Raw genomic sequence first — 16,497 nt, 5'->3', positions numbered from 1 at the left:
ACCATGGCGCCCGCCCCGCAGCCTGGCTTGAGCTGGCGGCGGCGGGCGCATCTGATCATCGACCGCGGCGCCGGCGACGATCTTTCGGCCAAGCTCGTCCATGGCGGGCTGGTCACTCTGATCGTTGTCAATATCGCGGCGCTGGTGCTGGAATCGGTGCCGAGCCTCGCCGCTGCCCATGGCCGGGCGTTCTACTGGATCGAGCTCGTCTCGGCCGTTCTGTTTACGCTCGAATACGCGGTCCGGCTCTGGACTGCGCCCGAACATGCGCGCTATCGCGACCTGAGCGACTGGGCGGCGCGGCGCGCCTATGCGCTGTCGCCACCGGCGCTGCTCGATTTCCTCGCCACAGTGCCGCTTTACACCGCCCTGCTCGGCTATGGCGATCTCAAGATCCTGCTGCTCTTCCGCCTGCTGCGCTTCTTCAAGCTCGGGCGCTATTCGCCCGGCATGGCCTCGCTAGGGGCGGCACTGCATGCCGAGCGCAAGGCGCTTCTCGCCTGCGTCGTCATCCTGATCGGCGCCATGCTGCTCTCGGCGACGGCGATGCACTTCGTCGAGCACGATATCCAGCCTGAGAAATTCGGCACCATCCCCGACGCGATGTGGTGGGCGATCGTGACGCTGACCACGGTCGGCTACGGCGATGCGTTTCCGATCAGCCCGCTCGGCAAGCTCGTCGCCTCACTGACCGCGGTGATGGGTCTCGTCATGCTGGCCCTGCCGGTCGGCATCATCGCCACTGCCTTCGCCCAGGAGATTCACCGGCGCGAATTCGTCGTCACCTGGAGCATGCTCGCACGTGTGCCCTTGTTCAGCGGCCTCAACGCCTCCGAGATCGCGGAGATCATGCATTCGTTGCGCGCCCGCACCGTGCGCGGCGGCAGCACGGTGTTGCGCCCACACGAACCGGCGCACTCGCTCTATTTCGTCGCCAGCGGCGAGGTCGAGATCATTGCGGCCGATGGTAGTCGTCAGCTCGACGAAGGCTGCTTCTTCGGCGAGCTGGTTCTTGGCGAGATCGCGCCGGCAGAGGGCGGCATCGCTGCGCGCGCAACCGTCGCGACCAAGCTCCTCATCCTAGACCCCGCCGACTTCCGCCTGCTCATGCTGCGCCAGCCGGAGCTGGCCGCCCGCCTCCACCAGCTCGCCGTGACATGATGATCGTCCGCCGCACAGTCCTCGCCTTGCTCCTCAGCGCAGGCAGCCCCGCGCTCGCCCAGCAGGCGCGCCCGCAGCGTCAGCCTCAGGGGCCGAGCCTGTCGGCGCCGCGCACGCTGATGGCCGGCGCGATGGCGACCGCCTTCGTCAGCCGCGCCCCGGCCAATACCCGGCTCGCCATCTGCAGGCCAACCGACTCGCCGGAGGCGGCGATCATCGCCGCGCCACTCGGCCAGGTCACAGTGCTGTCGCTGCCGGCGCCGGGCGAGGTCGGCACCTTCGAACTGCGTCTGCTCGGCGAGAGCGATGGCAAGCCGGTCATTCTGCTGCGCCAGCCACTCCTGACGACTGCGCCGAGCGCGACGCTCGCCGCCCCCGCCCGCTTGGCGCGCGGCAATCCCCTGCCGGTGCGCGGCATCGGCCCGAATGGCGATCGTGACCGCGTCGTGCTGGTCAAGCCCGATGCACCGCCCGAGGCGCAAGGGCCGAACTTCTTCCCGGCCGAGAATGTCGAGAGCACGCTGGAGGCACCGGCCGAGCCCGGCACCTACGAATTGCGCTATGTGATGGACGCGCCGCTCACTGGTCCGCGCGTATTGGCCCGGCGCGAGGTCGTGGTCGAGTAGCTTTCAGTCGTGGTCGGGATGCTGGCGCGAGCGATAGGCCAGCAATTCCTCGGATGGGATATCGTCCTCGGTGCGTGTGCCCTCCAGGCGGCAGAGTTCGTCGAACCAGGGCGCCCTGCCCTCGACGCCATAGGCATGGCTCGGCGGGAAAGCGGCCGGATCGTCGAGGCTGCCGACCGCGAGCGAGAGCGTGCCCATGCCGGGATAGCTGAAGCTCAGCGGCGTGCCGCACTCGCGGCAGAAGCCGCGCTCGGCGACCTCGGACGAGGCGAAGATCGCCGGCGTGCCACGCGTCCAGATCACGTCAGTGACACGCGAGGAGGCGAAGGCACCGAAATAGTTGCCGACCGCCTTCTGGCACATCCGGCAGAAGCACATCGAAACCTTGTGCGGCGGCTTTAGCAACCGATAGCGCACCGCGCCGCACTGGCAGCCGCCGGTGAGAGTGGCCGTCGTTCCGGTCATGTCGGCTTTCCGTTCCAGTTCGCGCACCCAAGCGCCGAAGCAATCAAGTGTTGCTTGATACCAGCACTGCCGAATGCGCGCCGCCCGGAGGCGGCAGTACCAGTACCGCTTCGGCATTATCCCTGGCCTGCAAGGCTTCGCCCCAGTCCCGCAGGCTGATGAGCACTGGCTCCAGCGTGCGGCCGAAATCGGTCAGTTCGTATTCGACGCGCGGCGGCACCTCCGGGTAAACGATGCGGCGCACGACGCCGTCGGCCTCGAGCTCGCGAAGCTGGATCGTCACCATCCGGGGCGTCGCATTCGGCGTCAGGCGGCACAGCGCATTGAAGCGCAATCGCCCTTCCAGAAGATGGAACATCAGCACCGGCTTCCAGACGCCGCCCAGGACGCTCAGCGTCGCCTCGACCGCGCAGCCTGTACGGGTCGCCTTGCGGCGCGCCTGCCTGACACTATCATTCATGATAGTACATGTTCCTTTTGATCGTACTTACGAAGATATCCTTACAGACCTAGGTCTAGCGCGCCAACCCCGACCAAGGAGACGACATTGCGCGCTTATCGACTGAACGGAACGAATGCCCCGCTGACACTGCACGACGAGCCGGCACCAAAGCCGGGTCCGGGAGACGTGCTCGTCGATCTCAAGGCCGTCACCCTCAATTACCGGGATCTGATCGTGCGGGAGGGGCGCTACGGCGGAGACCAGAAGCACGATCTCGTCCCGCTTTCCGACGGCGCGGGCATTCTCACCGAGATCGGAGACGGCGTGTCCCGCGACCGGCTCGGCGAGCGTGTCGTGCTCGGTTTCATGCCCGGCTGGCTGGATGGAGCGTTCTCGGCCCGCAAGCAGGCGAGCGCGCTCGGCGGTGGCTTCGTCGACGGCGTGCTCGCCGAACAGATCGTCGTTCCAGCTGCCGCCGTCGTCACCTTCCCGGAAGCGTGGAGCTTTGAAGAGGCAGCCGCCTATCCTTGCGCCGGAGTCACAGCCTGGAACTGCCTGTTCGGGGGCCGCGGTCTGCGCCCCGGCGACAGCGTCCTGGTCGAGGGCACCGGCGGCGTCTCGACCTTCGCACTGCAGATGGCCCGAGCCGCCGGGGCGCGCGTGATCGTCACCTCCAGCTCCGACGAGAAGCTCGCCTTGGCCCGCAGGCTCGGCGCGGAGGCGACGATCAATTACCGCACCACGCCGAACTGGGGCGAGGTCGCCGCGGGCATGGCCGGCGGCGAGGGCGTCGATCTCGTCGTGGAGGTGGGCGGTTCCGGGACGCTGAACCAGGCGCTTCGCGCCGCTCGGCCCGGCGGCGAAGTGGCGCTGGTCGGCGTTCTCACCGGCTTCTCCGGGGAGATCGACACCGGCGCAATCTTGATGAAGGCAATCGACGTTCGAGGAGTCTATGTCGGCTCCGTCGCTGACCTTGGCGCCGCGGTGGCCACGGGCGTCAAGCCTCTGATCGACGAGGCATTCGCCTTCGAGGCGGCCCAAGCTGCGTTCGACCGGCTGCGCAGTGGCCAGCATCGCGGCAAGGTTGCGATCAAGATTGCAGCGTGAACTCCGGACAGGGTGGCGCAATCCGCTCTCGCGCTGGGTGTGACTTGCCCCCCAAGGCGCGCGGCACCTGCACAACGAAAAAGCCCGGCCAGATCGGCCGGGCTTCTTATCGCGAACGAGGCTGTCCGCGCTTACGCGGCCATCGCCTTGCGCAGGTTCTCGCTGACCTTGTCGAGGAAGCCGGTGGTCGAGAGGAACTTCTGGTCGGGGCCGACCAGCAGCGCCAGGTCCTTGGTCATGTCGCCGGCTTCGACGGTGTCGACCGTGACCTTCTCGAGCAGGCTGGCGAACTTGGCGAGTTCGGCATTGTTGTCGAGCTTGGCGCGGTGGGCGAGGCCACGTGACCAGGCGAAGATCGAGGCGATCGAGTTGGTCGAGGTCTCCTTGCCCTTCTGGTGCTCGCGATAGTGGCGGGTCACCGTGCCATGGGCGGCCTCGGCCTCGACGGTCTTGCCGTCCGGCGTCATCAGCACCGAGGTCATCAGGCCGAGCGAGCCGAAGCCCTGTGCCACCGTGTCCGACTGCACGTCGCCATCGTAGTTCTTGCAGGCCCAGACATAGCCGCCCGACCACTTCATCGCCGAAGCGACCATGTCGTCGATCAGACGGTGCTCATAGGTGATGCCGAGCTTGTCGAACTCCGCCTTGAATTCAGCCTGGTAGATCTCCTCGAAGATGTCCTTGAAGCGCCCGTCATAGGTCTTGAGGATGGTGTTCTTGGTCGAGAGATAGACCGGGTACTTGCGCAGCAGGCCGTAGTTCAGCGACGCACGGGCGAAATCGCGGATCGAGTCATCGAGGTTGTACATCGCCATGGCGACGCCGGCCTCAGGAGCCTTGAAGACCTCCTTCTCGATGACATTGCCGTCCTCGCCGACGAACTTGATCGAGAGCGTGCCCTTGCCGGGGAACTTGAAGTCGGTGGCGCGGTACTGGTCGCCATAGGCATGGCGGCCGATAACGATCGGCTGGGTCCAGCCTGGCACCAGGCGCGGGACGTTCTTGCAGATGATCGGCTCGCGGAAGATCACGCCGCCGAGGATGTTGCGGATCGTGCCGTTCGGGCTCTTCCACATCGACTTGAGGTTGAACTCCTTCACGCGCCCCTCGTCGGGCGTGATCGTGGCGCACTTCACCGCGACGCCATGCTTCTTGGTGGCGTTGGCGGCGTCGATCGTGACCTGGTCGTCGGTCGCGTCGCGGTTCTCGACCGAGAGGTCGTAATAGTCGAGTTCGAGATCGAGATAGGGGAAGATCAGCGTGTCCTTGATCTTCTGCCAGATGATGCGGGTCATCTCGTCGCCGTCCATGTCGACGACCGGGTTGGCGACCTTGATCTTGCTCATGTGATACGACCCCTGCTCTGGCCAGTCTGGAACGATTGCAGGCAACAGCATAACCGCTGCTACCGGCCCGCGCGCTTCCTAGCGGGTTCGAGGCGCAGGGGGAAGCCGGCCTTTTGGGCAACACTCCGCGAGCAAGCAAAGCTGCCGGCCGCGTCGATGCAGGGCGCCCCGTCTTCCGGCGCAGTTGGCAAGTCTGCGAACCGATTTAGATTGGAGCCATGACAAACCCCTCATCCCCCCTCGCCCTCGTCACCGGCGGCACCCGCGGCATCGGCGCCGGCGCCGCGCTCGCCCTCGCTCAGGCCGGCTACCAGGTCCTCGCCACCGGCCTCACCGACGAGGAGGTCGCGGCCGCGCCCGGCCATGCCGCGATCCGCCATGCCAGGCTCGATGTCACCAGCGATGCCGAGGTCGCGGCGATCGTCGCCGACTGCGAGCGGATCGATGCTCTGGTCAACTGCGCCGGCATGATCCAGCGCGGCGGCAAGGAATTCGAGATCGAGGCCTTCCGGCTGACGATCGAGGTCAATCTCACCGGCACGATGCGCATGTGCCTGGCGGCGAAGGAGAAGCTCGCCATCGCCAAGGGCGCGATCGTCAACACTGCCTCGATGCTGACCTTCCATGGCTCGGCCTATGCGCCGGGTTATTCGGCCTCGAAGGGCGGCGTCGGGCAGTTGACCAAGTCGCTCGCTGCTGCCTGGGCGCAAGACGGCATCCGCGTCAACGCGGTGGCGCCGGGCTGGATCGCGACCGAGTTAACCAAGCCCCTCGTCGAGGATGCGGCACGCTCGGCGCCGATCCTGTCGCGCACCCCGATGAACCGCTGGGGCGATCCAAGCGACGTCGGCGGCGCGGTCCTGTTCCTGCTCTCGGACGCCGCCCGCTTCGTCACCGGCGCGGTCCTGCCGGTCGACGGCGGCTATCTCGCCGTCTGACGGCACGCAGAAAAGATTCGAAACACCAGCGGCATGGCCGCGTTTCCTGAATCAATGGCCCAGCCAGCTGAATCAGGAACTCAACCGGAGGAACGTCAATGAACAAGGTCAGCCCGGTTCCCGTCCAAATCAGCACCGAAGAGCGCTGGACCCCCTATCGGCACCCGCAGCCGAAGGATTCTCCGCCGGAACTGATCGTGCCGAACGTCATCCCCGAGGACGAGCGCGTCTGGGTGCCGGTCGACGACAATGTCTGGTTCCGTCCCTTGTGCCTCTCGGTGACGCGCGGCTACTGGATGAACCTGCTGCGCGTGCGCCGCGCCGGCGTGCTCTCGCGCCATCGCCATCCCCAGCCGGTGCATGGCTATGTGCTGAAGGGCAAGTGGCGCTATCTCGAACATGACTGGGTCGCGACGGAAGGCTCCTATGTCTATGAGGCGCCCGGCGAGACCCATACGCTGGTGGTTGATCCCGATGTCGAGGAGATGATCACCATGTTCCAGGTCAACGGCGCGATGATCTATGTCGACCCGGACGGCAAATGCCTCGGCTATGACGACGTCTTCACTCGGCTCGACAAATGCCGGGCGCATTACGCGACGAATGGTTTGGGTGCGGATTACGCCGATCAGTTCATCCGCTGACGCCTACAAGAGGGTCCAGCCGGGAAACGCCCGGCGGATCGGGAGAGTGGGTGACGATGCTACGATCGGACAGGTCGTCCGTGCCGAGCAGGCGCGACACAGGGGCGATGGCCTTGTTTGCCCTGCTGGCTGGTATCCCCTCCCTTGCCTTCGCTCAGCCGGTCGACCGGTTGGGCGTTCCCGGCCCGCTCAGCTTCGGCGGGATGGCCTATCGCCTCGCATGGAGTTCACAGCCGAGTCCCGGCTACTACAAGCAGGAATATCTGCCGACTGGGGAGGCGCCCGGCGGGTACACCCGTATGATCCTGGTCGAGTTCCTCGATACGGGCTCCGGCCCCCGCGCGGCGCTGGCTGCACAGGTTCGCTCGCTCAATCAGCGCAAGGGCAAGGACCCGCTGCTCAATATGTCGGTCATGGAGAACCAGCAAACCGGCGAGGTGATGCTCGATTTCCTGATCAGCGCCGATGAACGCGGTCAGCTGATCGCCGAGTGGAACGCCTATCGCTATACCCCGCTCAAGGGCACTGGCGGGCGTGACGCCGTCCTGCTCTTTGCGGTCAGCCGCCGCGCCTATGGCGACGACGCGATCCGCAGCTTTCTCGGAGAGCTCAAGAGCAGCCGCTCCGGCGAGATTGGACGGTTGGCACGCGCGCCCGTGCCCGAAATCAAGCTACCGCGCTGAATCAGCGCCCGAGCTTCGCCAGTTCGACCGCGGCGCGCAATTCGATATGGGCGAGCACCTCGTCGAGGCGCGGATCGTCGGTGGCCTCGCGCCGTGCCGACAGCATCGCCTTCAACCGCTCAAGCTCGGAAACCTGCACACGCCCGGCCAGCAAGGCGGCCTTGAGTTGATCGAGCCCGTCGAGCAGGTCGTGCCCCCGCCGAGCCTGACGTCGCTTGCGCTCCTGCCCATCTTCCTCGGCCTGAACGGCGAGCAGCCCGTCGAGCGAGCCGGCATGGCTGACCGCCGTGCCTTGTGCCGTCGCCGTGCTCTCGCGCGCCGGCAGACGAAAGGTCGACCCGCTGGTCGAGCCGCTGCGGCTGGTCGGGCTGGTCGAGGTGACAGGGCTGCGCTGGTCGATGCGGATCATCACGCTCTCGCAAGGTCGGCCCAAAGGCGCTGAATGGACGCTGCCCGACCCAGTTCCTTGTGCCGGCAACGTGGTTAACGATCGGTAAATCACCCGGCAGGATTTGCCGGGGCGGCAGCTTTGCGCCAGCGACCGCTCCCTGCCTCATCAGGCCACCTATCTCTAAAAGCCTGATTAAAAAGCGTTTTCATTTTCTCCTGAACTGGCACGCTCCTCGCAACGGGCTGGCGACATCAGATTGACCCCGGTGCCAAATGCCTCGCCCCTTTCGCCTCCGCCATTTGCTGACGCCGCTTGCAGTGCTGCTGCTGGCCGGCGCGGCCATGGCGGCCGACCTCGCCCCTCCCGGGCCTGTCGGCCCGGTTGGTCGCGGCGGCAACGGCACCAATAATGGCCCGGCGCGCAGCGGCGCGGCCGAGGCCGGTGTCTCCCGAACCGCTTTCGCGGGCAGCGGCGGCATGGGCACCGCGCTCTCACGCATCAAGGACCTTGCCTCGGTCGAGGGCGTGCGCAGCAACCAGATCCTCGGCTACGGCATCGTCGTCGGCCTCAACGGCACCGGCGACACGCTCAACAACGCCCCCTTCACCAAGCAGTCGCTGACCGCGATGCTGGAGCGCCTCGGCGTCAACACCCGCGGCGCCAGCATGCGCACGGCGAACGTCGCGGCGGTGATGATCACCGCCAACCTGCCGCCCTTCGCCGTCCAGGGCACCCGGCTCGACGTCACGGTCTCGGCACTGGGCGACGCCAAGTCGCTGCAGGGCGGCACCTTGCTCGCCACCCCGCTCCTCGGCGCCGATGGCGAGGTCTACGCCGTCTCGCAAGGGCCCGTGGCGATCTCCGGCTTTTCGGCTGAAGCCGAAGCCGCCAAGATCACGCGCGGCGTCCCGACCGTCGGGCGCATCGCCAATGGCGGCCTGGTCGAGCGCGAGATCGATTTTGCCCTCAACAAGCTGAAGACGTTGCGCCTGTCGCTGCGCAATCCCGACCTGACCACGGCGAGGCGCGTGGCCGCCGCGATCAACGACTTCATCGGCGGCGACTCGGCCGAGCCTACCGATCCGTCGACGGTGTTGCTGCAGATCCCGCCGCGCTTCCAGGGTAACATGATCCGGCTGCTCACCGATATCGAGCAGCTCCGGGTCGAGCCCGATCAGGGCGCCCGCGTCGTCATCGACGAGCGTTCCGGCATCATCGTGATGGGCAAGGACGTGCGCGTCTCGACCGTCGCGGTCGCCCAGGGCAACCTCACGGTGACGATCTCCGAGGAGCCGCAGGTCAGCCAGCCGAACGAGTTCGGCCAGGGCCGGACCGTCGTCGTCCCGCGCAGCAACGTCAAGGTCGATACCGAGGGCACCAACAAGCTCGCGCTGGTCAAGGAGAGCGTGACCCTGCGCGAACTCGTCGACGGGCTCAACGCGCTCGGCCTCGGCCCGCGCGACCTGCTTTCCATCCTGCAAGCCATCAAGGCAGCCGGCGCGCTGCAAGCCGACATCGAGGTGATGTAATGACTGCCATCCTCGCCGCTCCCGCCGCCAAGCTCGCCATCGGCGCCGCCGTCAATCTCGCCGGCGGCATCGCCGACGCGCTGAGCTCGCAGAATTCCAAGGCGAAGAAGACCGCCGCCGATTTTGAGACCGTCTTCCTCGAAAACTTTACCCAGACCATGATGAGCTCAAGCGGGACCGAAGGTCCCCTCGGCGAGAACGGCGTCGGCGGCGATGTCTGGCGCTCCATGCTGACGCAGGAATATGCCAAGCAGATGCAGCGGGCCGGCGGTGTCGGGCTCTCCGATCAGATCATGCGCGACCTGATTCAGGTCCAGGCCGGCGCGTCGGCCACCGGATCGGCGGGAGCCGGTAATGGTTGAGCGTCTGCGCGTCGTGGACGAGCGCCCGCGCGTCTCGAACGCGATCGAGGCCGAGACGCTGATCGAAGCCGTCATGGAGACGCTCGGCGCGCTGTCGCATGTCGTCGGCGAGGAGACCGGCCTGGTCAAGGCGGGCCGCCTCAAGGACGCGATGGAGCGCGAGACACGCAAGGCCGAGCTCGCCGGCGTCTACATGAAGGGCGTCGAGCAGATCAAGCTGAACGCCGTTGCGCTCGCCCGCTTTGCACCGGAGAAGGTCAAGCGCCTGAAGAGCGCGCACCTCGCCTTCCAGGACCTGATCGACCTCAACCAGACTGTGCTGGCAACCGCACGCGCGATCTCGGAATCGATCATGCGCGACCTCGCGACCGACGCCAACCGCCAGAACAGGGCACCGGGGTATGGACCGACTGCGACCGTCGGAGCCGGAGTCTTCGCCCGGCTCAACGCCGGCCCCTTGGTGATTTCGAAGAGTCTGTAAGAATCGTACAGCCAAGAAAAGCGTGGCAACAGCTGCGACATAGCCAACTCAAGGCGTGTCGAGAGCGAACATTTTCATGGTTAATCTGCACGACGACTCGACGAAGCGAGAATTAACCCTTTCCGCGCGCAGAAAATGCGCCAGATGCACTGCAATTTACCAATTTCCGTAACGGCAGATTCAACTCTCTGCCGCATCTTCTCATGCTTGGAAGAAGTCCGCCCTTGCGAGAGGAGTCCAGAATGGATTTCGGCGCGACACCCAAGACGTTCGCGACCGGTGCCGTCCAGGCGACCGTACGCACCGATATTTCCGTCCAGAACGGCGCAACGCCGGTCGAACTCCCTCCGGAGAAGACCGTCCGTTCGATTCCCGCCGGCGAACCGGTCCAGCTCGACATCCGTGCCCGCGCCGAGGAGCGTCGCTCCGATGCGCAGCGCCAGCAGAGCACGCAGGACGAGACGACGCAGCAGCGCCGCTTCGATGAACAGCGCCGCGAGCAGAATCTGCGTGACGTGATCGATCGCCGGATCGAGATCGACCCGAAGACGCGCAGCATCGTGCTGCGTAAGACGGATCGCGATACCGGCGAGGTCATCGAGCAACTGCCCGACGAGACGCTTCTGAAGCTGCGTGCCCTCTCGCGCGAGATCATCGAGCGCGGCCGGGACACTGCGAGCCAGCAGCACGAGGTCGAGCGCATCGCCTGAGCGCCTGCGCTTTCAGCCGCCTGCCCTTTTCCAGCCGCCGTCGACGAGACCCGTCGCCGACGGCTTTTCCTTGCCTGGGACATCACCGAGCGAAAACCCGCAGACAGGCTCGCGCCGGCACCGCGTGACATTTGGTTAACCACGCCGCGGCTTTGCCCAATTCACGAGCAATTCGCCGGGCTGAATTTACCAGCTGTTACGAGATCGGGCCCGATGGTCCACGGGTCGCGGCCAGGATGGCTTCGACGCCAGAAGGCATCTGACCAGAAGGGTTTTTTCAACATGGCCACCGTTTCTCTTTCTTCCGGCGTGCGTAGCGCCCTTACCTCGCTCGGCTCCACCAAGACCGACGCCCAGCAGGCTCAGTACCGTCTCGCCACCGGCAAGAAGGTCAACTCGGCCGTCGACAGCCCCGTCAACTTCTTCACGGCCTCGGCCCTGAACGATCGTGCCGGCCAGCTGACCGACCTGCTCGACGGCATCTCCAACGGCGTTCAGACCATCCAGGCCGCCTCGAAGGGCATCGACTCAATCACCAACCTGGTGAAGTCGCTGCAGTCGACGGTCAAGCAGGCTCAGAACGACGCTGCGTCGAACCGTCCGAAGATCACCGGCGGTGCAGCCATGGCGACGGCGGCGGAAGCGGCTGCGCGTAATTCGAGCATCCGCGACACCGCTCTGAACAAGACGGTGATCGGCACCGAAGCCGCTGCCAGCGTCAGCGTCGCGGGCAATCTCGGCGTTACTGCCGCTGCTGCCGCTTCGACCAAGGCAATCCAGCTGACCGCGGGCAGCACGACCTATACCATCGAGCTGTCGGCGACCGCGACCGTTCGTGATCTGGTCAATGAGGTGAACAAGTCGGGCATCGCAACGGCCAGCGTTGGCGATGACGGCAAACTCACCATCAGCGGCTCAGGTTCCGACGCGCTGACCCTGACGACCGGCTCGACGCTCGACGCCACCAACGTCTATACGGCTGCAGCGGGTGCGGGTGCCGACACCGACGCCGACGCCCTCTTCGGTGGCGGTACCTTAAATGCCACGGTCACCACGACCGCGGCCAGCCTTGCTGGCGTCACCGCCTCCGGCAACTCGACGGTCCGCTCGACCCTCGTCAAGCAGTTCAACGACCTGCGCGACCAGATCGACGGCCTTGCCAAGGATGCGGGCTTCAACGGCATCAACCTGCTTGGCGGCGACAAGCTCTCGATCACTCTGAACGAGAAGACTGGCGCCAATAAGAACAAGATCGACATCCAGGGCGATACGGTCAACTCGGCCAATCTGGGTATCGGCCAGGCTGTCGACGGCACGGCGACCGTCGGCCAGTTCAATGTGCAGAACGACAATGATCTGGCCACCGCCGCCGACACGCTGACAAACGTGCTGTCCTCTCTGCGCGCCACCACTTCTTCGCTCGGCGCACAGCTCTCGACCGTCCAGACCCGTCAGGACTTCACCAAGAACCTCGTCAACACCCTGACCCAGGGCGCCGACAATTTGGTGCTGGCCGACACCAACGAGGAAGGCGCCAAGCTGCTCGCCCTGCAGACCCGCCAGCAGCTGTCGCAGACAGCTCTGTCGCTGTCGAACCAGGCCGACCAGGCAGTCCTGCGCCTGTTCTGATCCTTCGTCCGCAGAAGCGGGCTGCCCACAGAATGTGGGCCGAAGTCAAGGAAGCGGCGGAGCGAAAGCTCCGCCGCTTTCGTTTTAACGGCTCAGGCCGCGCTTTAACCAAATATTAGCCTTAACAAATAATGATCGGTCCAGATCAAACCGAACGGCGCCGAATCGCGCTTTCAGGGGACCGAAGATGGCGAACACGATCCTTACCGCCGGCGTCAGGCAGAACCTCCTGACCCTGCAGCAGACCACCGCCGAGCAGGGCGCGATCCAAAACCGCCTCGCCACCGGCCGCAAGGTCAATTCGGCCATCGACAACCCGGTCAACTATTTCACATCGCTCGGCCTGAACGACCGCGCTGGTCAGCTGACCGACCTGCTCGATGGCATCTCGAACGGCATCCAGACGATCCAGGCGGCCTCTAAGGGCATCGACTCGATCACCAACCTGGTCAAGTCGCTGCAGTCGACGATCAAGCAGGCGCAGAACGACGCTGCCGCGAACCGGCCGCGCATCCAGTCGCTCGCCAAGGCGACTGCGGCCGAGGCAGCGGCGCGCGATTCCAGCATCCGCGAAACTGCTCTGAACAAGACGGTCATCGGCGCCGCCACCGACGCTTCGGCCGGCACCGCCGGCATCATTGGCGTCTCCGCCGCCAGCGGCGGTACGGCGACGAAGGCGATCCAAATCGGCGCAGGCGCCACGACCTATACGGTCAGCATCGGCGCCACGGACACGCTCCGCGATCTCGTCAACAACATCAACTCTTCCGGCATCGCGACCGCGAGCGTCGGACAGGACGGCAGGATATCCATCAACGGCACAGGTTCGGACCCGCTGTCGCTCACCTTCGGTGAAACGGCTAACGCAACGGGTGTGTTCACTGCCGACGCCGCAGCCGCCGCCAACACCAACGCAGACAATCTGTTCGGTGATACGGCTGCCGGCGCTGGAGCCGCTGTAACGGCTGCCAGCCTCACCGGAGTCGCGGCGAGCGGCAACTCGACGGTTCGCACGAACCTCGTCCAGCAATTCAATGATCTGCGCAGCCAGCTCGACGACCTGGCTGAGGACGCCGGTTTCAACGGCATCAACCTGCTCGGCGGCGACAAGCTCTCGATCACCTTCAACGAGAAGACCGGCGCCAACAAGAACAAGCTGGACGTGCAGGGTCAGGAGATCAGCGCAGCCAATCTTGGCATCGGCCAAGCTGTCGACGGCACGACCACCAACCCCGCAGACTACAATATCCAGAACGACAACGATCTCGGCAAAGCCTCGGACGCCCTGACGAATGTGTTGACGAATCTGCGCTCGATCGCCTCGCAGCTCGGCTCACAGCTCTCGGTCGTGCAGACCCGCCAGGACTTCACCAAGAACATTGTCAACACCCTGACGGTAGGCGCCGACAACCTCGTCCTCGCCGACTCGAACGAGGAAGGCGCCAAGCTACTCGCACTCAACACGCGCCAGCAGCTCTCGCAGACGGCGCTATCGCTGGCCTCGCAGGCCGACCAGGGCGTGCTGCGTCTCTTCGGCTGATCCTCCGGACGCGGCCCCTCCCCCTCCAGCCAGAAGGCAGGACCGATATGGCCCTCAAGGTCGAGCTCAAGCCGAACGAACGCATCATCATCGGCTCGGTCGTCATCCGCAACGACGAGCAGCGCACGCGCTTCTTCATCGAGGGCGAGGCGCCGATCCTGCGCGAGAAGGACATCCTCACCTCAGCCAGCGCCGACACGCCGGCCAAGAAGATCTACCTCGCGATCCAGCTCATGTACCTCGCCGGCGACGCCACGCACGGGCACGAGGTCTACTTCCAGCTCGTGCGCGACTTCGTCGAGGCGGCGCCGAGCAGCCTGTCGTATGTTCACGAGATCAATAACCGCATCTTAAGCGGTGATCTCTACAAGGCGTTGAAGGCTGCAAAGACGCTGATCGCTTACGAGGCGGACCTGATCGAGAATGCAAAACGCATTTAATGCCTATGCCGCTGCCGCCAAATCGGCCCAGACCACGGCCACCCCGCGCGAGCTCGAAGCCTCGCTCCTGATCAAGGCGGCCACCCGGCTGCAATCCGTCGCCGACGACTGGGACGCTCGCGCCACGGAGCTCGACGGCGCCTTGGGTTACAACCGCAAGCTCTGGACGCTGCTGGTTTCGGCGGTGATCAAGGAAGACAACCCCCTGCCGGTCGACATCAAGCGCAACATTCTCGGCCTCGCCAATTTCATCTTCAATCAGACCTTCCGGATCGCCGCCGATCCCGGTCCACAAGGCCTCGCCGCCTTGGTCAGCATCAATCGCGACGTCGCTGCCGGCCTGCGTGGGCGCTGAACGACCTCAAATCCATTGATGAAAGCAGAAACGCCGTCCGAACATCTCGGGCGGCGTTTTCTTGTCCGGAGGCTCGAAGCTTCTACGGCGGATTCCGATCAGATTGCCTCAACCTGGCCGGACCCGGTTTCAGGTTAGATAATTGGTCAGCGACAGCTTCGACAGGATCGATGTCGTCTGGTAGCTCGCCTGCAGCTGGGTCTGCAACGCCAGGATCTGAGCCGCGACCTCTTCGGTCGTGACGTTCTCGACACCCTCCAGCGTCGTCGTCAGATAGTTCTTGGTGCTGTTGTGGCGTTCCTTGGCCTGGGCCAGGGCCGTCTGCGCCGACCCCAGCTCCACGATGATCTCCGACGGCTTCTGCGTTCCATCCGGGAAGCCCAGCTGCTCGCGGGTCCGCTGCGTCAGCGCATCGTAGCGATCGGCCGAGGTCGCATCGGTGGCTGGGAAGGTCTCCACCGCGAGCACCGCGAACTGCGCCAGCCCGATCTTGAACGCCTCTTCGTTGGCGCGAGCGCCCGTGCCGACGACCTGGCCCTGATCAGCCTGCACGCTCGCTGTCGCGCGCGCCGAGCCGGCGGCATCGTCACCCTTGTACCAGATCACCGTGTTGGCCGCGGTGCCCGGCGCCGGAGCGGCGGTGGCCGTCTCGAAGGGCGGGCCCGGCACCCGCAGGGGCGGATTGCTCGGGCTGCCATTGAAGAAATCTTTTGCCGCCACCTGTGCGGACGAGGCCGACAGAGTCGTCTTGGCCTCGTTGGTCAGTGCCGCCGAGATCGCAGCCCGCAGATTGGCTGCCGTGGCTGCGCTGTTGGGGCCGATCTCGAAAGTTTCGTGCGCCTTGCCCGTCGTCGACGCGTCGCGCGCGGTCAGGACGATCTCCTCCTGCGTGCCGTCGGGCAGGTCGAGCTTGATCCGCAGGGTCTCGCCAACGAGCGGGGTGCCGACGACATTGACCGCGACATCGGCCGGCGGGCCAGCGGTGTAGGTGGTGTTCAAGGCGGCCGAATTCGTCGAGGCAGCGGCGATCTTGAAGCCGTAAGGCGGATCGCCCGCCTCTTCCGTGACGGTCGCGGAGGTGCCCGCCCCACCCGCCGTTAGGCGCCCCATGCCGGTGGTGCCGAGGTCGGCGAGCTTGCGCTCGGCGATGAGCTGCTTCAGCCCGGCACGAGTCGCATCGCCATCCATGATCAGCGAGAAACCTTCGACCGGCTCGACGTCGCTGGTGCGGCCCGAGAACAGGTAGCGGCCGTTTACATCGGTGTTCAGCATGTCGAGGACCTGCTTGAACTTCTCCTCCGCCAGCACCTGCGGTGCCGAGCGGCCGGTCGAGCTCGGCAGATAGCTGCCCGGGCGCGCATCGCTCTTCATCTCGTTGACGAGCTTGGTGAAGTTCTCGACCGATTTCGTCATCAACTTGAGATTGACGTCGGCGCGTTGGATGCCGGTCAGGTAGCCGTCGAGCGTCGAGAGCTTGTTGTTCAGATCGAGGCTCGTGCCGCGATCCATGCCGAGATCGGCAAAGGTCTCCGACCGCTTCTTGGTCACGAGCTGGCGCTGCAGGTCGTCGAGCTGCGAACGGCTCGCGACGAACTGGTTCGACTTGGCGAGACGGTAGGCGCCGGTGCCGGTTGCGGTGATGGTCATG

The 16,497-nt window shown here is 65.4% G+C and carries 19 protein-coding genes; 14 read left to right on the top strand and 5 right to left on the bottom strand.

Annotated features, from left to right (window positions below; genetic code table 11):
- Positions 1–3 precede the first annotated feature (3 nt).
- Both BLM15_RS02400 and BLM15_RS02395 read left to right on the top strand, forming a co-directional pair.
- On the top strand, positions 4–1,161 hold the full coding sequence (locus tag BLM15_RS02400) for a cyclic nucleotide-gated ion channel (RefSeq protein WP_126110032.1): 1,158 nt from the start codon (positions 4–6) through the stop codon (positions 1,159–1,161).
- Positions 1,158–1,787 (top strand): hypothetical protein, encoded by a 630-nt coding sequence (locus tag BLM15_RS02395; protein WP_126110030.1) that lies wholly within the window; start codon positions 1,158–1,160, stop codon positions 1,785–1,787. Before BLM15_RS02400 ends, BLM15_RS02395 begins: the two co-directional genes overlap by 4 nt.
- A gap of 3 nt (positions 1,788–1,790) precedes the next feature.
- Here the strand turns inward: BLM15_RS02395 and BLM15_RS02390 are convergent, their stop codons facing one another.
- Both BLM15_RS02390 and BLM15_RS02385 read right to left on the bottom strand, forming a co-directional pair.
- Positions 1,791–2,252, bottom strand: a complete 462-nt coding sequence (locus BLM15_RS02390) for a GFA family protein (RefSeq protein ID WP_126110028.1) — start codon at positions 2,250–2,252, stop codon at positions 1,791–1,793.
- A gap of 43 nt (positions 2,253–2,295) precedes the next feature.
- Complete coding sequence (locus BLM15_RS02385; RefSeq protein WP_126110026.1) at positions 2,296–2,712, bottom strand: winged helix-turn-helix transcriptional regulator; 417 nt, start codon at positions 2,710–2,712, stop codon at positions 2,296–2,298.
- 87 nt (positions 2,713–2,799) lie between these two features.
- Here BLM15_RS02385 and BLM15_RS02380 point away from each other — a divergent pair, with 87 nt between their 5' ends.
- The gene (locus BLM15_RS02380; RefSeq protein WP_126110024.1) at positions 2,800–3,801 is read left to right on the top strand and encodes a zinc-dependent alcohol dehydrogenase family protein; all 1,002 of its coding nucleotides are present in this window, start codon (positions 2,800–2,802) and stop codon (positions 3,799–3,801) included.
- 131 nt (positions 3,802–3,932) lie between these two features.
- Here the strand turns inward: BLM15_RS02380 and BLM15_RS02375 are convergent, their stop codons facing one another.
- The gene (locus tag BLM15_RS02375) at positions 3,933–5,147 is read right to left on the bottom strand and encodes an NADP-dependent isocitrate dehydrogenase (protein ID WP_126110022.1); all 1,215 of its coding nucleotides are present in this window, start codon (positions 5,145–5,147) and stop codon (positions 3,933–3,935) included.
- Between the two features lie 218 nt (positions 5,148–5,365).
- Here BLM15_RS02375 and BLM15_RS02370 point away from each other — a divergent pair, with 218 nt between their 5' ends.
- From BLM15_RS02370 to BLM15_RS02360, 3 genes are all read left to right on the top strand, one after another.
- The gene (locus BLM15_RS02370; protein WP_126110020.1) at positions 5,366–6,085 is read left to right on the top strand and encodes an SDR family NAD(P)-dependent oxidoreductase; all 720 of its coding nucleotides are present in this window, start codon (positions 5,366–5,368) and stop codon (positions 6,083–6,085) included.
- Positions 6,086–6,183: 98 nt separating this feature from the next.
- Entirely contained in the window at positions 6,184–6,729 is a 546-nt protein-coding gene (locus tag BLM15_RS02365) for a 2,4'-dihydroxyacetophenone dioxygenase family protein (RefSeq protein ID WP_126110018.1), read from the top strand.
- Positions 6,730–6,836: 107 nt separating this feature from the next.
- Positions 6,837–7,412, top strand: coding sequence for a hypothetical protein (locus tag BLM15_RS02360; protein WP_126110016.1), 576 nt, complete (start codon positions 6,837–6,839; stop codon positions 7,410–7,412).
- Between the two features lies 1 nt (position 7,413).
- Here BLM15_RS02360 and BLM15_RS02355 read toward each other — a convergent pair whose 3' ends face one another.
- Positions 7,414–7,821, bottom strand: a complete 408-nt coding sequence (locus tag BLM15_RS02355; RefSeq protein WP_126110014.1) for a flagellar assembly protein FliX — start codon at positions 7,819–7,821, stop codon at positions 7,414–7,416.
- A gap of 458 nt (positions 7,822–8,279) precedes the next feature.
- On the opposite strand from BLM15_RS02355, the gene BLM15_RS02350 reads away from it, so the two are divergent.
- From BLM15_RS02350 to flaF, 8 genes are all read left to right on the top strand, one after another.
- Complete coding sequence (locus tag BLM15_RS02350; protein WP_126116020.1) at positions 8,280–9,332, top strand: flagellar basal body P-ring protein FlgI; 1,053 nt, start codon at positions 8,280–8,282, stop codon at positions 9,330–9,332.
- Positions 9,332–9,694, top strand: a complete 363-nt coding sequence (locus BLM15_RS02345; RefSeq protein ID WP_126110012.1) for a rod-binding protein — start codon at positions 9,332–9,334, stop codon at positions 9,692–9,694. The genes BLM15_RS02350 and BLM15_RS02345 overlap by 1 nt, the downstream gene beginning before the upstream one ends.
- Positions 9,687–10,175, top strand: coding sequence for a hypothetical protein (locus tag BLM15_RS02340; RefSeq protein ID WP_126110011.1), 489 nt, complete (start codon positions 9,687–9,689; stop codon positions 10,173–10,175). Before BLM15_RS02345 ends, BLM15_RS02340 begins: the two co-directional genes overlap by 8 nt.
- A gap of 242 nt (positions 10,176–10,417) precedes the next feature.
- On the top strand, positions 10,418–10,885 hold the full coding sequence (locus BLM15_RS02335; RefSeq protein WP_164547367.1) for a FlaG family protein: 468 nt from the start codon (positions 10,418–10,420) through the stop codon (positions 10,883–10,885).
- Positions 10,886–11,167: 282 nt separating this feature from the next.
- A complete protein-coding gene (locus tag BLM15_RS02330) occupies positions 11,168–12,514 on the top strand; it encodes a flagellin N-terminal helical domain-containing protein (RefSeq protein ID WP_126110006.1) in 1,347 nt (448 codons plus the stop codon).
- Between the two features lie 187 nt (positions 12,515–12,701).
- Positions 12,702–14,054: a flagellin N-terminal helical domain-containing protein gene (locus BLM15_RS02325; RefSeq protein WP_126110004.1), complete on the top strand. Its 1,353-nt coding sequence runs from the start codon at positions 12,702–12,704 to the stop codon at positions 14,052–14,054.
- Between the two features lie 47 nt (positions 14,055–14,101).
- Positions 14,102–14,494: a flagellar biosynthesis repressor FlbT gene (gene flbT / locus BLM15_RS02320; protein ID WP_126110002.1), complete on the top strand. Its 393-nt coding sequence runs from the start codon at positions 14,102–14,104 to the stop codon at positions 14,492–14,494.
- Positions 14,478–14,849, top strand: a complete 372-nt coding sequence (gene flaF / locus BLM15_RS02315) for a flagellar biosynthesis regulator FlaF (RefSeq protein ID WP_126110000.1) — start codon at positions 14,478–14,480, stop codon at positions 14,847–14,849. Before flbT ends, flaF begins: the two co-directional genes overlap by 17 nt.
- A gap of 129 nt (positions 14,850–14,978) precedes the next feature.
- On the opposite strand, the gene BLM15_RS02310 is transcribed toward flaF, so the two are convergent.
- Positions 14,979–16,496 (bottom strand): flagellin, encoded by a 1,518-nt coding sequence (locus BLM15_RS02310; protein WP_126109998.1) that lies wholly within the window; start codon positions 16,494–16,496, stop codon positions 14,979–14,981.
- Position 16,497 lies beyond the last annotated feature (1 nt).

The organism is Bosea sp. Tri-49, from assembly GCF_003952665.1.
In the GTDB taxonomy this organism is placed as follows: Bacteria; Pseudomonadota; Alphaproteobacteria; order Rhizobiales; family Beijerinckiaceae; genus Allobosea.
Note: the sequence above shows the minus strand (reverse complement) of the source record. Positions and strands in the feature narration are given on the sequence as shown.

Coding starts and splice junctions, on each gene's coding strand:
- BLM15_RS02335 (WP_164547367.1), top strand. CDS start 10,418: ATGGATTTCGGCGCGACACCCAAGACGTTCGCGACCGGTGCCGTCCAG.
- BLM15_RS02355 (WP_126110014.1), bottom strand. CDS start 7,821: ATGATCCGCATCGACCAGCGCAGCCCTGTCACCTCGACCAGCCCGACC.
- BLM15_RS02390 (WP_126110028.1), bottom strand. CDS start 2,252: ATGACCGGAACGACGGCCACTCTCACCGGCGGCTGCCAGTGCGGCGCG.
- flaF (WP_126110000.1), top strand. CDS start 14,478: ATGCAAAACGCATTTAATGCCTATGCCGCTGCCGCCAAATCGGCCCAG.
- BLM15_RS02395 (WP_126110030.1), top strand. CDS start 1,158: ATGATGATCGTCCGCCGCACAGTCCTCGCCTTGCTCCTCAGCGCAGGC.
- BLM15_RS02385 (WP_126110026.1), bottom strand. CDS start 2,712: ATGAATGATAGTGTCAGGCAGGCGCGCCGCAAGGCGACCCGTACAGGC.
- BLM15_RS02340 (WP_126110011.1), top strand. CDS start 9,687: ATGGTTGAGCGTCTGCGCGTCGTGGACGAGCGCCCGCGCGTCTCGAAC.
- BLM15_RS02325 (WP_126110004.1), top strand. CDS start 12,702: ATGGCGAACACGATCCTTACCGCCGGCGTCAGGCAGAACCTCCTGACC.
- flbT (WP_126110002.1), top strand. CDS start 14,102: ATGGCCCTCAAGGTCGAGCTCAAGCCGAACGAACGCATCATCATCGGC.
- BLM15_RS02350 (WP_126116020.1), top strand. CDS start 8,280: ATGGGCACCGCGCTCTCACGCATCAAGGACCTTGCCTCGGTCGAGGGC.
- BLM15_RS02370 (WP_126110020.1), top strand. CDS start 5,366: ATGACAAACCCCTCATCCCCCCTCGCCCTCGTCACCGGCGGCACCCGC.
- BLM15_RS02375 (WP_126110022.1), bottom strand. CDS start 5,147: ATGAGCAAGATCAAGGTCGCCAACCCGGTCGTCGACATGGACGGCGAC.
- BLM15_RS02365 (WP_126110018.1), top strand. CDS start 6,184: ATGAACAAGGTCAGCCCGGTTCCCGTCCAAATCAGCACCGAAGAGCGC.
- BLM15_RS02345 (WP_126110012.1), top strand. CDS start 9,332: ATGACTGCCATCCTCGCCGCTCCCGCCGCCAAGCTCGCCATCGGCGCC.
- BLM15_RS02400 (WP_126110032.1), top strand. CDS start 4: ATGGCGCCCGCCCCGCAGCCTGGCTTGAGCTGGCGGCGGCGGGCGCAT.
- BLM15_RS02360 (WP_126110016.1), top strand. CDS start 6,837: ATGGCCTTGTTTGCCCTGCTGGCTGGTATCCCCTCCCTTGCCTTCGCT.
- BLM15_RS02330 (WP_126110006.1), top strand. CDS start 11,168: ATGGCCACCGTTTCTCTTTCTTCCGGCGTGCGTAGCGCCCTTACCTCG.
- BLM15_RS02310 (WP_126109998.1), bottom strand. CDS start 16,496: ATGACCATCACCGCAACCGGCACCGGCGCCTACCGTCTCGCCAAGTCG.